Source organism: Marasmitruncus massiliensis (assembly GCF_900186535.1).
Lineage (GTDB): Bacteria > Bacillota > Clostridia > Oscillospirales > Ruminococcaceae > Anaerotruncus > Anaerotruncus massiliensis_A.
Genome location: NZ_FYDE01000005.1, coordinates 1,165,142 through 1,180,592 on the forward strand (window position 1 = coordinate 1,165,142; position 15,451 = coordinate 1,180,592).

Annotated in this window: 11 protein-coding genes; 9 read left to right on the forward strand and 2 right to left on the reverse strand. The window is 53.8% G+C overall.

Translation table 11 applies throughout. The features are described from left to right. Positions 1-52: 52 nt before the first annotated feature. The 8 genes from hydA to C1A10_RS13685 all read left to right on the forward strand — a co-directional run bounded on the left by hydA (position 53) and on the right by C1A10_RS13685 (position 10,632). The gene (gene hydA / locus C1A10_RS13650; protein ID WP_101910780.1) at positions 53-1,435 is read left to right on the forward strand and encodes a dihydropyrimidinase; all 1,383 of its coding nucleotides are present in this window, start codon (positions 53-55) and stop codon (positions 1,433-1,435) included. Between the two features lie 414 nt (positions 1,436-1,849). Then, positions 1,850-3,016 carry a multiple monosaccharide ABC transporter substrate-binding protein gene (gene chvE, locus C1A10_RS13655; RefSeq protein ID WP_101910781.1) on the forward strand — a complete coding sequence of 389 codons (1,167 nt, stop codon included), beginning with the start codon at positions 1,850-1,852 and terminating at the stop codon, positions 3,014-3,016. Positions 3,017-3,119: 103 nt separating this feature from the next. Then, positions 3,120-4,655 (forward strand): multiple monosaccharide ABC transporter ATP-binding protein, encoded by a 1,536-nt coding sequence (gene mmsA, locus C1A10_RS13660; RefSeq protein WP_101910782.1) that lies wholly within the window; start codon positions 3,120-3,122, stop codon positions 4,653-4,655. A gap of 5 nt (positions 4,656-4,660) precedes the next feature. Beyond that, positions 4,661-5,833 (forward strand): multiple monosaccharide ABC transporter permease, encoded by a 1,173-nt coding sequence (mmsB, locus tag C1A10_RS13665; RefSeq protein WP_101910783.1) that lies wholly within the window; start codon positions 4,661-4,663, stop codon positions 5,831-5,833. 25 nt (positions 5,834-5,858) lie between these two features. Next, the gene (xylB, locus tag C1A10_RS13670) at positions 5,859-7,382 is read left to right on the forward strand and encodes a xylulokinase (RefSeq protein ID WP_101910784.1); all 1,524 of its coding nucleotides are present in this window, start codon (positions 5,859-5,861) and stop codon (positions 7,380-7,382) included. Between the two features lie 14 nt (positions 7,383-7,396). Further along, positions 7,397-8,023 carry a DUF4867 family protein gene (locus C1A10_RS13675; RefSeq protein WP_101910785.1) on the forward strand — a complete coding sequence of 209 codons (627 nt, stop codon included), beginning with the start codon at positions 7,397-7,399 and terminating at the stop codon, positions 8,021-8,023. Positions 8,024-8,037: 14 nt separating this feature from the next. Then, positions 8,038-9,525, forward strand: a complete 1,488-nt coding sequence (locus tag C1A10_RS13680) for an L-fucose/L-arabinose isomerase family protein (RefSeq protein ID WP_101910786.1) — start codon at positions 8,038-8,040, stop codon at positions 9,523-9,525. A 72-nt stretch (positions 9,526-9,597) separates the two neighbouring features. Continuing rightward, on the forward strand, positions 9,598-10,632 hold the full coding sequence (locus C1A10_RS13685; protein WP_101910787.1) for a LacI family DNA-binding transcriptional regulator: 1,035 nt from the start codon (positions 9,598-9,600) through the stop codon (positions 10,630-10,632). 62 nt (positions 10,633-10,694) lie between these two features. On the opposite strand, the gene C1A10_RS13690 is transcribed toward C1A10_RS13685, so the two are convergent. Both C1A10_RS13690 and xdh read right to left on the reverse strand, forming a co-directional pair. Then, positions 10,695-11,291: a nucleotidyltransferase family protein gene (locus tag C1A10_RS13690; RefSeq protein WP_101910788.1), complete on the reverse strand. Its 597-nt coding sequence runs from the start codon at positions 11,289-11,291 to the stop codon at positions 10,695-10,697. Positions 11,292-11,361: 70 nt separating this feature from the next. Then, complete coding sequence (gene xdh, locus C1A10_RS13695) at positions 11,362-13,923, reverse strand: selenium-dependent xanthine dehydrogenase (RefSeq protein ID WP_101910789.1); 2,562 nt, start codon at positions 13,921-13,923, stop codon at positions 11,362-11,364. Positions 13,924-14,196: 273 nt separating this feature from the next. On the opposite strand from xdh, the gene dpaL reads away from it, so the two are divergent. After that, positions 14,197-15,411, forward strand: a complete 1,215-nt coding sequence (dpaL, locus tag C1A10_RS13700; protein WP_101910790.1) for a diaminopropionate ammonia-lyase — start codon at positions 14,197-14,199, stop codon at positions 15,409-15,411. Positions 15,412-15,451: the final 40 nt, after the last annotated feature.

Sequence of the window (15,451 nt, forward strand, 5' to 3'; positions counted from 1 at the left end):
CTTTCTTGGCATCATAATCAAGACGGAATGTATGGGAAAGGGGTAAATTTCCATGAAAACACTCATTCAAAACGGCACGGTTGTTACCTCGCAGAAAAAGTTTGACGCGGATTTACTTGTGGAGGACGGCAAAATCGCGGCGATCGGGACGAATCTGCCCAAGGAAGGCTGCGAAACGTTTGACGCCGCCGGATGCCTGCTGTTTCCGGGGTTTATCGACGCGCACACGCATCTGGACATGGACACGGGAACTGCGCTGACAGCGGATGACTTTTACAGCGGCACCCGCGCGGCGATTGCGGGCGGAACCACTATGCTGCTGGATTTCGCCACGCAGGATAAGGGCAAAACATTGTCGGGGGCGCTCAAAATCTGGCACGGCAAGGCAGACGGGAAAAGCTCCTGCGACTACGGTTTCCATATGGCGATTGTGGACTGGAACCCGGCGGTTTCCGCTGAAATCGATGAGATGGTAAAAGAGGGCGTTACCTCCTTTAAGCTCTACCTTGCCTATGACAATCTGCGGGTTTCGGACGGAGAACTGTATGAAATTCTGAAACGGGTGGGGCAGGTACACGGTATCATCGGTGTGCACTGCGAAAACGGCGACCTTGTTAACCGAATGGTTGCGGAAAACCGGGCGGCCGGCAATCTGACGCCAAACTATCACCCGCTTTCCCGCCCCGATTTTGTAGAAGCTGAAGCGGTTGCGCGCTACTGCTATATCGCGCAGGCGGCAGGCGTCCCGATCAACATTGTGCACCTCAGCACTAAGGCGGGTCTGGAGGAGGTACGCCGCGCCCGTGCCCGCGGCCAGAAGGTTTATATAGAGTCCTGCCCGCAGTATTTTACGCTGGATGACAGCCTTTACAGTCTGCCCGGATTTGAGAGCGCGAAATACGTCTGCTCACCGCCGCTGCGCAAGAAAGCCGATCAGGCCGCTTTGTGGGGGGCGCTGGAAGCGGGAGAAATCGACACGATTTCCACCGACCACTGCAGCTTTAACTGGAAAGGCCAGAAGGAACTGGGGAAAGAGGATTTCAGCAAAATCCCCAACGGGCTTCCGGGTATCGAGCACCGCCCGGTGTTGATGTATACTCACGGTGTCATGACGGGGAAGATGACCGTTGAACAGATGGCGAAGCTGTTGAGCGAAAACACAGCGCGCCTGTTCGGCCTTTATCCGCAAAAAGGGGTGCTCGCCGTCGGCAGCGATGCGGATATCGTTGTGTGGGACCCTCTTTTTCAAAGCAGCATCCATGCTGAAACACAGTATCAAAATGTGGATTATACGCCGTATGAAGGCCAGAAAACGGTCGGCAGGACAAAAGCGGTATTCCTGCGCGGTACACAGGTGGTTTGCGACGGCAGGGTAGTCTGCGAAAACAGCGGCATCTATGTGTCCCGCGCACAGTCGGAGTATTACGGGCGCTAATGGGTAATCGCATCCGGTATGTGGGGAAACGCCCGCTTCAGGCGGGCGTTTCCCCTTATGCATTTTTGAATGCGGCCATAGGGCGTTCAATATCGTTGTACACTTCGGACAAAAACAAGAATTCGCGTTTATAAGAATTGCTCTTTTTTTGAAAATGCTGTTGACAATTGCAAAACAAATCGCTAGACTAAAAACATCGGGAACGTGCACGAGCACATACATAAGGACAAGAAAAACGACTCCATTTTTTTTAATTTCTAATTGTGCACGAGCACAAATCGAATTTTGTCGTAATATGAGAGAAGAAAAAGGATCAACAGAAATTATGACTTTTAAATTTTAATCGTGCTCGTGCACTGATTGCGTCGGAAACCGGTTTAACCGGATCAAATAAAGCAAATAGGAGTGAATGAAATGAAAAAGTTTTTCGCGGCTCTTCTTGCACTGTCAATGACGTTGTCTCTGGCGGCGTGCGGCGGTTCTGCGCCTGCGGCTAGCAGTTCCGCTGCCAGCGCTGCTCCTGCTCCCGCATCTTCTGCGGCGTCCTCAGAGGCGGCTGCTCCCGCCGATGATGCGGCCGGAAGCAAAGTGGGCGTCTCCATGCCGACGCAAAGCCTCCAGCGCTGGAATCAGGACGGCTCCAACATGAAATCTACGCTGGAAGGCGCGGGTTACACAGTGGACCTGCAGTATGCGGGGGACAATGATATCCCGACGCAGGTAGCGCAGATTGAAAACATGATCACCGGGGGATGCAAAGTGCTGGTCATCGCGGCAATCGACGGCTCGGCGCTCACCGAAGTCCTCAAAAGCGCAAAAGACAAAAACATTCCGGTCATTGCTTATGACCGCCTGATTATGAACAGTGATGCGGTTACCTATTATGCAACATTTGATAACTATAAGGTCGGTACATTCCAGGGCGAATTTATCCGCGACGCGTTGAAGCTGGACACCGAAGCCGGCCCGTTCAACATTGAACTGTTCACAGGTTCCCCGGACGACAACAACATCAACTTTTTCTTCGGCGGTGCAATGGATGTTCTCAAACCGTATCTCGACAGCGGCAAGCTGGTTGTCAAATCCGGCCAGACAGAAAAAGCGCAGTGCGCCACTTTGAACTGGAATACAGAAGAATCCCAGAAGAGGATGGAAAATCTGATTGCCTCCAATAACTACGGTCCGGGTGCGGATAAAACCAAACTGGACGCGGTTCTGTCTTCCAATGATTCCGTTGCCAACGGTATCACAAACGCGCTGGTAGCTGCGGGCTATACGAAAGACAATTTCCCGATTCTGACCGGTCAGGATTGCGATAAGCCTGCCGTTAAGAATATGATCGCCGGACTGCAGAGCATGTCCATCTTCAAAGATACCCGTACTCTGGCGGATAAAGTGGTCGGCATGGTGGATTCCATCATGAAGGGGACCGAAGTCGAAATCAACGACACCACGACCTATGACAACGGCACAGGCGTAATTCCGTCCTTCCTGTGCGACCCGGTTGCCGCAACAGTTGACAATTATAAAGAACTGCTGATCGACAGCGGTTACTACACCGAGGCGGATCTTGCTGCCTGAGTCCTGGGCTGACAGCGGATCTTTAAAAAACTGCGCATCGAAAGCGGGCGAGCGGATGAAACCGCCCGCCCGCCATCAATATTCGGAGATAGGAGGCGATACTATGCAAACGCCGCTGTTAGAAATGAAAAGCATCACGAAAGTTTTTCCCGGCGTGCGCGCACTTGACAACGTCAACCTTCAGGTGACGGAGGGAGAAATCCATGCGCTGGTTGGAGAAAACGGTGCCGGGAAATCCACGCTGATGAATGTGCTCAGTGGCATTTATCCTTATGGAAGCTATGAAGGCGACATTATTTATCAGGGGGAAGTCTGCAAATTCGGCAGGATTAAGGACAGTGAAAGCAAGGGGATTGTGATTATCCATCAGGAACTGGCGCTGGTTCCCTATCTGACTATTGGGGAAAACATGTTTCTCGGGAACGAACGCGGAAGCAGTCTGCGGGTCGACTGGGACGAAACATTTTCCAAAGCCGATGAAATCTTAAAAACGGTGGGGCTTTACGAATCTTCCCGCATGTTGGTCAAAGATATCGGGGTGGGCAAACAACAGCTTGTAGAGATTGCAAAAGCGCTTGCGAAAAATGTAAAACTATTGATTCTTGATGAACCAACCGCGTCACTGAATGAGTCTGATTCCCGGAAACTTCTGGATCTGATCCTCCAGCTGAAGCAAGCGGGCATGACTTCCATTCTCATTTCACATAAACTGAGCGAAATTTCTTATGTGGCGGATAAAATCACGATTCTGCGCGACGGTTCGACAATTGAAACCTTAGTGAAGGGCGAAGACGACATTACAGAGGGACGCATTGTTAAGGGAATGGTCGGGCGTGATCTGGTGGACCGCTTTCCGAAGCGGGAGGCTAAAATCGGAGGGGTCTGCATGGAGGTGAAGGACTGGACGGTCTATCATCCGGCGTATGAGGGGCGCAGGGTTTGCGACGAAGTCAATATTCAGCTGCGCCGGGGCGAGATTGTCGGTATCAGCGGGCTGATGGGCGCGGGGCGAACCGAACTTGCAATGAGCATATTCGGCAAAAGCTACGGCGCACATATCAGCGGACATCTTTTTATCAACGGCAAAGAAGTGCATCTGCACAAGGTCAAGGATGCAATTGAAAATAAACTGGCTTACGTAACGGAGGACCGGAAGAGCAACGGCTTGATTCTGAACGCACCTATTCGGGAAAATATTACCATGGCAAAAATGGATAAAATCAGCCGGCATCAGGTGCTCGATAAAGATCTGGAGATCAGCGTTGCAAGCGAATATAAAGATAAGCTGAAAACGAAATGCGCAAGCATCGAGCAAAAAGCGTCCAGCCTGTCCGGCGGCAATCAGCAGAAGGTGCTGCTGAGCAAGTGGATGTTTGCCGACCCGGAGATTCTGATTCTGGATGAACCCACCCGCGGCATCGATGTCGGGGCAAAATATGAAATTTACTGTATCATGAACCAACTGGTCGCGGAAGGAAAATCAGTACTGATGATTTCTTCCGAGTTGCCTGAGATACTGGGTATGTGTGACCGGATTTATGTCATGAACGAAGGCAAAATCGTCTCGGAATTGAACCGCGAAGACGCGAGCCAGGAAGTAATCATGTCCTGCATACTCCAATCGAGTAAAGGAGCGTAACAGTTATGACGACAATGAAAGAAGCAGTGAAAAAAAATACCATGCTCATTGCGCTGGCGGTGGTAATGGTTCTCTTTCAGATTCTGATCGGTCTGGCGGGGAAAGGGTCTTTATTCGCACCGTCCAATGTCTCCAATCTGATCAATCAAAACGCCTATGTGGTGATTCTGGCGACGGGAATGCTTTTGTGTATTCTGACTGGTGGAAATATCGACCTTTCAGTCGGCTCGATTGTTGCGATGATCGGCGCTCTTGCGGGTACGCTGATTGTTAATCTGAAACTGAACATCTATCTTTCCATACTCCTCTGTCTCATAACAGGGATTTTGATTGGAATGTGGCAGGGATTTTGGATTGCATATGTACGTATTCCGGCGTTCATCGTGACACTGGCCGGAATGCTGCTATGGCGCGGTGTGGCGCTGCTGATTCTCAACGGACTGACGATTTCCCCGTTCCCGGAAGGCTATCTGATTTACTTCACCAGTTTTCTGCCAAACAACGGCAGTCCGGCATTTGCGATGACGGCAACCATGCTGACGGCGGTGGCGGTCTGTGCAGTTTTTGTAAGCATGCAAGTCTTGGAGCGCGGAAAAAAGAAGCGCAAAAGCTATGAGGTCGAAGCCGGCGGAATGTTTGCTGCCCGGCTGGTGCTGATTTGCGCGGTTGTACTGGCAAGCGCTTATCTGCTCGGGCAGCATAAAGGAATTCCGGTGGTACTTGTGCTTTTGGCGGTAATCGTAATTGCCTATGGATATTTCACGTCGAGGACTGTGCCGGGCCGCCATTTTTACGCGGTAGGCGGCAATGAAAAAGCAGCGAAGCTGTCGGGAATCGATACCAACCGGGTCCTGTTCTTAGCCTACACCAATATGGCGTTCCTGTCCGCGGTGGCGGCGCTCACCTGTGTGGCGCGTTTCAATTCCGCAGCGCCGACAGCCGGAACCAACTATGAGCTGGATGCCATCGGCGCCTGCTTTATCGGCGGCGCGTCGGCTTATGGCGGCACGGGAACTGTCGGCGGAGCGGTCATCGGCGCGATTTTTATGGGCGTGCTCAACAACGGTATGTCCATTCTCGGAATTGACGCGAACTGGCAAAAAGCAGTCAAGGGATTGGTCTTGCTGGCGGCGGTCATTTTTGACGTTGTTTCCAAAAAGAGAAGCAGAGCCTCCTGATCTCCTACAGAAAGGATTTTGATGAATGAACTACTTAATCGGCGTGGATATCGGTACATCGGGCACCAAAACCGTGCTGTTCCGAGGGGATGGAGAACCGGTCGCTTCCGCGACAGAAGAATACCCGCTCTATCAGCCGAAAAACGGCTGGGCTGAGCAGGACCCGCAGGACTGGTGGAAAGCCACTGCGAACACCATCAAAGCAGTGCTCGGCAAAAGCGGGATTGATTCGCGCGAAATTAAGGGCATCGGGCTTTCGGGTCAGATGCATGGACTTGTCATGCTCGATGCGGGCGGTACGGTGCTGAGGCACTCCATTATATGGTGCGACGGGCGTACGGGAAAAGAATGTGAAGAAATCACCCAAAAGGTAGGGGCGCGGCGGCTGATAGAGCTGACAGCCAATCCCGCACTGCCGGGATTCACCGCAGGGAAAATTTTATGGGTACGCTATCATGAGCCGGAACTTTATCAAAAATGCAGGCATATTCTGCTTCCCAAAGATTATATCCGCTATCTGCTGACCGGAGAATTTGCAACCGAGGTCAGCGATGCATCGGGAACCAACCTGCTGGATGTCCCCCGCCGCTGCTGGTCGGATGAAGTGCTCGAAAAGCTGGAAATTGACAAGACGCTGATGCCGCGCGTCTATGAGTCGTGCGAGGTTACGGGCTGTGTCAGCGAACAGGCGGCGCAGCTGACGGGTCTTGCCAAAGGGACGCTCGTTGTGGGCGGCGCCGGAGACAACGCGGCCGCGGCGGTCGGCACCGGCGTGGTGGAACAGGGGAAGGCCTTCACTACCATTGGAACATCGGGCGTCATCTTTGCGCACTCGGATAAAGTGGCGATCCATCCGGAGGGCAGGGTGCATACGTTCTGCCACGCTGTTCCGGGCTGCTGGACGGTCATGAGCTGTACGCTGGCGGCAGGGCTGTCCTTAAAGTGGTTCCGCGACAATTTCTGTGAGGCGGAAAAACAGACCGCCGCCGGTATGGGCGTCGACCCATATTCCCTCATGGATCAGCAGGCGGCGCGGGTACCCACCGGGGCGAACCGGCTGCTTTATCTGCCCTATCTGATGGGGGAGCGCTCCCCGCTTCTGGATGCGGACAGCAGGGGCGTCTTTTTCGGGCTTTCCGCGATCCATACCCGCCAGGACATGCTGCGTGCGGTCATGGAGGGGGTTGTCTATTCGCTGCGCGACTGCTTTGATACGCTGAAAGACATGGGAATTTCTTTCGGCACGATGTATGCGTGCGGCGGCGGGGGCACCAGCCCGTTGTGGCGTCAGATGCTGGCTGACAATTACGGCTGTGACGTGCAGACAATCGCTTCCAAGGAAGGGCCTGCGCTTGGCGTGGCAATCCTTGCGGGGGTGGGCGCGGGCCTTTATCCGGATGTTCAGCAGGCCTGCCGGTCGATCATTCAAACCAATCCCGCGCAGCACCCGATTGATTCCGATTCGGAGGTCTATGAAAAATACTATCGGCTGTACCGTCAGCTTTATCCAAGCCTGAAAGAGCACTATCAGACGCTGGCGGCGCTGTAAAGGGGGATCATATCTTGCAGATCAAACAGGTTTCCGATCCGGCTTTTTGCCAATATGGAAAAATTCTGGGGCAGGATTTCAGCGCTTTGCTGAAAACGCTGAACGAACATACACCCAGACCGGATGACAGCGTGATCTATGTCCCGTCTGACCCGGTTCTGGAGGGTCTGCCCGCATTTCAGATTTTAAGGGGCTGTGTTTATGGCGGCATGCCGATTCAAATCGGTTACTGCAACGGCAGCAACCGGAAGCTGAACTGTCTGGAATATCATCGGGGAAGCGAAGTCAACATTGCCGCCGACAATGTGGTCCTTTTGCTGGCCAGCCTGCAAAAAATGCGCGGAAATTGTCTTGACACACGAGAAATTGAGGCATTTTTTGTCCCGAAAGGCACAGCTGTTCTGCTTTATGAGACAGCGCTTCATTATGCGCCCTGCAGCGAACCGGGTGGGGATGGTTTCAGGGTGGCGATTGTGCTGCCCCGCGGGACAAACGAGGAGATACCCGCTACCGCGGGTGACAGCGAAGAAGACCGTCTGCTTTGGGCACGCAACAAATGGCTGATCGCCCATCCCGATTCCGGTGAAGCAAAACAGGGGGCGTTCGTGGGTTTATCGGGTGAAAATATAGAGATACAATGAAGGAGTGGGTACATATGTTCAACAATCTTCCGGTAGTCAAGCTTGGTATTATTTCTGTCAGCCGTGACTGCTTTGTCATTTCGCTTTCCGAACGCCGCCGCAAGGCAATTGTGGATTCCTGCGCAGCAGGCGGATGCGAAATTGTGGAATCCAAAGTAACAGTGGAAAATGAAACGGATGTCAGGAAAGCGGTAAAAGAGGTTCGGGACGCCGGCTGTAACGCGCTTGTGGTGTTCCTGGGCAATTTCGGGCCGGAAACGCCGGAAACGCTGATCGCGGCGGAATTCAAAGGCCCCGTCATGTATGCGGCGGCTGCGGAGGAATCCGGAAAGGATCTGCTGGGCGGGCGCGGCGATGCCTACTGCGGGATGCTCAACTGCTCTTACAATCTGGGGCTTCGCAGACTGCGCGCGGTGATTCCGGAATATCCGGTCGGGACAGCCGAGGATATCGGCAGGATGATCGCCGATTTTATCCCTGTCGCGCGCGCGCTTCTGGGAATTTCTTCGCTGAAAATCATAACCTTCGGGCCGCGCCCACAGGATTTCTTTGCCTGCAACGCGCCGGTCAAAGCGCTCTATGATCTCGGCGTTGAAATTCAGGAAAACTCAGAACTGGATTTACTGGTATCCTACAAGGCGCACACGGGCGATGAGCGCATCGGCGAGGTTGCCGCGGATATGGCGCGCGAATTAGGGCATGAGGGGAACCAGTACCCGGATATGCTGCCGCGCATGGCACAGTTTGAACTGACATTGCTGGATTGGGCGGAACAGAACAGGGGGATGCGGAACTATGTGGCGTTTGCGAATAAATGCTGGCCGGCTTTCCCGAAGGAATTCGGCTTTGAGCCGTGCTATGTCAACAGCCGCCTTGCTTCACGCGGAATCCCGGTTGCCTGTGAGGTGGATATCTATGGAGCACTCAGCGAATACATCGGCGCATGCGTCACAGGCGACGCGGTGACCCTGCTCGATATCAATAACTCCGTCCCGCGCGACCTGTTTGACGAGTTGATCCGCGGAACCTATGGCTATACGCTGCAGGATACGTTCATTGGATTCCACTGCGGCAATACACCCCTGTGCAAGCTGTCAAAAGGCAAGGTGAACTATCAGCTGATTCAAAACCGCCTGCTGGAAAACGGCGGCACGCCGGACTTTACACGCGGAACGCTGGAAGGGGACATCGCGCCGGGAAAAATTACCTTCTTCCGCCTGCACAGCAACGCGGACACTTCCCTGCAGGCGTATATCGCGCAGGGCGAGGTCCTGCCCGTTCCGACCGGCTCATTCGGCGGAATCGGCGTCTTTGCGATACCGGAAATGGGCCGTTTCTACCGGCATGTACTGATTGAAAAACGGTTCCCGCACCATGGCGCGGTGGCGTTCGGCCATGTCGGAAAAGCGTTGTTTACCGTGTTTGACTATCTCGGGATACCCGATATTTCCTTTAACCAGCCAAAGGGGATGCTTTACCGGACAGAAAATCCGTTCGCTTAATTTTTTATTGACAGCAATGCAAAATCAAGGTAAAGTAAATTGAACATGCCCGTACACGCTAGGAGGATGTAAATGGCCGTTACGATTAAGGAGATTGCTGCCGCCGTCGGGGTTTCCCGCGGAACAGTAGATCGCGTGCTGCACAATCGCGGCGGCGTCAAACCGGAAATTGCGGAACACATCCGCAGAGTTGCCGACACGATGGGATACCTTCCTAACCGGGCGGGGAAAATCCTGGCGGCGAGAAAACAGCCGATTACGGTCGGCTGCCTGATCCCAAGCATCGGCAACCCGTTTTACGATGATGTGATCAGGGGATTTTATACCGCGCAGGAGGAGCTTGCGGACTTCGGCGTAACGGTGAAAGTAAAGGAAATCAGAGGTTATGACCCGGGCGACCATATCCGCGCCATTAAGGAACTTGTGGATGCGGGAAGTTCCGCGCTGTGCATTTCAACGGTGGATATTGCGGAAGTGCGGACATATGTCAACCAGCTGATTGACAGCGGGATCCCGGTTGTAACGGTGAACACCGACCTGTCGCACACCAAAAGGCTTTGCTATGTTGGCAGCGATTACCTCAAAGGCGGGCATACCGCCGCGGGGCTGCTTTCCCTTTGCGCGCGTCAGAAGCTGAACCTGCTGATTGTTACCGGTTCGCTGAAGATCAAAGGCCATAACGAGCGGATTAAAGGCTTTTCACGCACGCTTCGGGAAAACGGCGTCCAGTATAAGCTGGTGGATGTGTTCGAATCACAGGATGACGACGACTACGCCTATAAAACCGCTCTGGACATTCTGTGGAAGAACCCCCAGATCAACTGTGTCTTTATAGTAGCGGCGGGCGTAGCGGGCGTTTGCAGGGCAATCGCCGAGCTTGGGCTGCGGGAAAAGCAGCGCCCCATGTGGGTGCTGTCCTTTGACGATGTGGAATCCACGCGCAGGCTGGTAAACGACGGAATCATTGATTTTACAATCTGTCAGGAACCCGTTCAGCAAGGGTATCAGGCAATTCAGATTCTATTTAATTATTTTGTGGACGACAAGCGGACGATCCCGCAGAATTTTCTGACGGGGACTGTGATTAAAATTAAAGAAAACCTGTAATTCTGTTTTTCATTCAGATAAAAGGAGCCGGGCATCTGCCCGGCTCCTTTTATCTGGAATCATCAGAGATTTGATTCCGGCTGCGCAATGGCGTCCAGATCGCTGCGGTAATCAATATCCATCAGTTCCCGGCGGTTTTCCACCGGCACCAGCGTCAAAAGCTCCCGGTGCGCGTCGATCACAGCACTGCCGGCCTGTCCGGCGGGCAGCGACGACAATTCGCCAAACAGGGAACTGGGGAAAATCACGGGGTTTCCGCGTTTTCCGTGATAGGCGAGAACCGCGATTTTATCGGGGGAGGACTGGAAGGCCTGCACCAGCTTCCGGATGCTGTCGGCGGTGAGCAACGGCTGGTCGCAGACGGAAAACATACAGCCATCCATTCCCGGACGAAACGCCTCGATTCCCAGACGGATGGTTTTGCTGATATCGTCCGTTTCATCGTCGTTTTCCACAACCGAAAAGCCGCATTGTGCCGCCGAAACAGCCACGGGCGCGTAGCGCGTTACGACTACGGTCTGATTGAAAAGCTCGGCGGGATGGTTTTGGAAAACGACATCCACGAGCGTCTGCCCCCCGAAGTTTGAAAGCAGCTTATTTTCGCGGAACCGCTTGGAATGTCCGGATGCCAGAAAAATGCACGCCAGTTTCAGTGCCATAAAAAGTCCTCCGATTTCCTGCCCGAAAGGCGGCCGCCTGCAATTGCACGGCGGCCGCCTTTGCTTTGTTCTATTTCTTTCGGCTGTACGGCGTGTTTTGGAGCGGAAGAGTCGTGCGGAACTCCCCGTCACGGTTGTAGTAGGCAAGCTGGACGGCGGGCGGTGTCGGGATCGAGCAGATTTCGCCGATTCCCTTCGCTCCCCGCGCCAGATCATTATGATTTTGCTCGATGATGATTGCCTGAATATCGGGAGTCTGGGTGGATTTGAACAGCCCCAGCGTTCCGTATTTCGCGGTTGGCATTCCGTGATCAAGCGGGAAATCCTCAGTCAGCGCGTAACCAAGGCTCATCACCACGCCGCCCTGGATCTGCCCTTCGACACTGACCGGATTGATGGCCTTGCCTACATCGTGCGCCGCAAGTACCATTCTTATTCTACCATCCTCGTCAAGATCCACCAAATGGGTTGCGTAACCGTACGCAATGTGGCTGACAGGATTGGGCTTGTCGGAACCCATTTTATCCGTTACGCCCAGATATTCCCCATAGAATTCCTGTCCGTTCAGCGCCTCCAGAGGGCGGTCGCCCTTGGCTTCCAGCAGCCGCAGGGTGGCCTGCTTGGTCGCTTCGCCGGTAAATACCGTCTGGCGGGATGCGGTCGTATTGCCGGAATCGGGGCATTCTGAGGTGTCCGGAATGTCATAAACAACCTGTGCGGGCGCAAAGCCGGAAACGTCGCATACAATCTGTGTTACGATGGTACCCATTCCCTGGCCGATACAGGCGGCGCTGGTGTGGATATGCACCTTGCCGTCCTCTACGGTCAGGCGGCAGCGTCCTGTATCCGGGATGCCGACGCCGAGGCCGCTGTTCTTAATGGCACAGGCGATGCCGGCTTTCGGGTGTGCGTCGTAATAGGGCTTGATGGCTTCCAGCGTTTCCACCAGCGCGGTGGAATCATCGGCAAACTGCCCGTTGGGGAGAACCTGTCCGGGGCGGATTGCGTTGCGGTAACGGATTTCCCACGGACTGATGCCGACCATTTCGGCCAGCAGGTTCAGGTTGCATTCGGTGGCAAAACAGCTCTGAGTCACGCCGAAGCCGCGGAATGCGCCGCAGGGCGGATTGTTGGTGTAATAGGCTTTTCCGTCGATTTCAATGTCCTGATAGTTGTAGGGGCCCGCGGCGTGCGTACATGCCCGCTGCAAAACAGGTCCGCCCAGAGAGGCAAAAGAACCTGTATCGGAAATCAGGGTGGCTTTCATCGCAGTCAGATAACCGTTTTCATCACAGGCGGTGGTGAATTCCATTTCAAAGCCATGCCGCTTTGGATGGCAGAGGATGCTTTCCCTGCGGGTAAGAGAAACCTTGACCGGCTTTTGCGTGAGCAGCGCGAGAACAGCGGCATGGTGCTGTACGCTCATATCCTCTTTTCCGCCGAACCCGCCGCCGACCATTTTCGCGATGACGCGAACCTTCTCAGGCGGCAGGCCGGTCGCCTCGGCGCATTCTTTTTTGGTCTGGTAGATGCCCTGATCGCCGGAAAAAATCACGACGCCGTCATTTTCCGGCATTGCCACAGCAGTTTCCGGCTCCAAGAAAGCATGATCCGTGGGCGGCGTGGTATACTTTCTAGTAACGACATATTTGGAGCCGCGGATTTTTTCGTCGGCATCGCCGCGTACAAGGTATTCATGGGCCAGCAGATTGCCGGGTGTGGATTCGTGCACCAGGGGAGCGTTTTCCGCCATGGCTTCACGCGCGGAAAATACCCCGGGCAATTCCTCATATTCTACCTTGACCAAGGCTTTCGCCTGCTCAAGGATGTCCTTGCTTTCCGCGGCAACCAGTACGATCGGATCGCCGAGATAATGCGTGATTTCGCCCACGCCCACAAGGACAGGCTGGTCTTTTTTCAGATGCCCGATGAACTGTTTGCCGGGCAAGTCGTCGGCGGTGATTACAGCCGCCACGCCGGGCAGAGCTTTTGCCTCGCCGGTGTCGATCGACAAGACGCGTGCGCGCGGATATTTGCTGCGGAGCGCGCTGCCGTAAAGCATGCCGTCGATCTGGATATCGTCCGCATACTCCGCCGTGCCCAGCGCTTTTGCAACCGCATCGACACGCGGCAGGTTTTCTCCGACGATGCCGGAAAAGTCATGTTTTGGAACAACTGAACCTTCCCTAAAAATTTTTGAGGCAAGAAGGATCGCTTCTTCAATTTTTTGATATCCGGTACAGCGGCAGATGTTGTTCTTGATCGCATCCCTGACATCCGCGGGCGTGGGGTCCGGGATGCGGTCGATCAGGCCTTTGGCGCTGATGATCATGCCGGGGGTGCAGAATCCGCACTGTACGGCGCCCGCGTGCACGAAAGACCAGCTGTAAACATCTTTTTCCCGGTCGGAAAGGCCCTCCAGCGTAATAATCGTTTTACCGGCGGCTTTTGCGGTGGAGAGGATGCAGGCCTTGGTCGGCTTGCCGTCCACAAGAATCATACAGGTGCCGCAAGCACCCTCCGAACAGCCGTTTTTAACCGAAGTTAGCCTCAGGGTTTCCCGCAGGAACCCAAGCAGCTTCTGATCTTTATCTGTGCAAACTGTTTTCCCGTTTACAATAAATTCGTACATTGCGCAGACCTCCATTCATCATCTAAAACAATCAATTTTTATCCTAAATGCATTGTTTCGTTGATTCTATTAGTATTACTTTTATTAGTCTAACATTAAAAAACAAGGAAGGCAAGTGAATTTTACAAGAAAAATGTACAAATAACTAAAAAATTTTTAGTCACAACAAATTTTTTTTAGAAAACCATTGACTTGTCATAATTCTATGTTATGATGGTGTCATAGAAACAGAGTTTCCGCTGCCAGAAGCAGAGCAAAGGGAGGAACGATAGAATGGAACAAATTAAATGGGCGGCTAACCGGATGCCCAAATCCGACGACAAACAACTTGGCATTATGTCTTTGGAAAATATCGCAAAGGCCAGAAAATTTCACGATAGTTTTCCGCAGTACGCGGTGACTCCGCTGGCTGAGCTGAAAAATATGGCGGAACACCTCGGTCTGGGAGACCTTTTTGTGAAAGATGAGTCATACCGGTTTGGCCTGAATGCGTTCAAAGTGCTGGGAGGTTCCTTTGCCATGGCCCGGTACATTGCGCAGCAGCTTGGCCGCGATGTGTCTGAAATGACCTACGATTACCTGACCTCCGACAAACTCAGGCAGGAGTTCGGCCAGGCCACCTTCTTTACCGCCACCGACGGAAACCATGGGCGCGGTGTTGCATGGGCTGCCAATAAACTTGGCCAGAAATCCGTTGTGCATATGCCGAAAGGCAGTACGCAGACCCGTTTTGACAATATCGCCAAAGAAGGCGCAAAGGTAACCATTGAGGAAGTCAACTACGACGACTGTGTGCGCATGGCGGCCGCGGAAGCCGCGCAGACCCCGCGAGGCGTTGTGGTGCAGGATACCGCGTGGGAAGGCTATGAGGAGATTCCCGCATGGATCATGCAGGGCTACGGCACAATGGCGTCCGAAGCCGCCGAGCAGCTGAAAGCGGCCGGCGTGGACCGCCCGACCCATATTTTCGTGCAGGCGGGCGTCGGCTCTCTTGCGGGCGCGATGCAGGGCTATTTTGCAAACCTGTTCCCGGATTGCTGCCCCACAACAATTATTATGGAAGCACAGGCCGCCGACTGCCTGTATCGGGGCGCGGTCGCCGCGGACGGAAACCTGCGCATTGTGGACGGCGATCTGCAGACAATTATGGCGGGCCTCGCCTGCGGCGAGCCGAACACCATTTCCTGGGATATTCTGAAAAACCACAGCAGCTTCTTTGTCTCCTGCCCCGACTGGGTGGCTGCCAAAGGCATGCGGATGCTCGGCGCGCCCTGCAAAGGCGATCCGCAGGTGGTTTCCGGAGAATCCGGCGCGGTGGGAATGGGCCTGATTGCAACCTTAATGGAGAATGACCTTTATAAAGAACTGCGCGAGGCAATCGGACTTCATAAAAACAGCAAAGTGCTCATGTTCTCCACCGAAGGGGATACCGACCCGGAAAACTACCGCAGAATTGTCTGGGAAGGCGGATATGCGACCACAAAGTAAATGAAACCTTTTGAAATACTGAAAACAAGTAAGGAGCGGT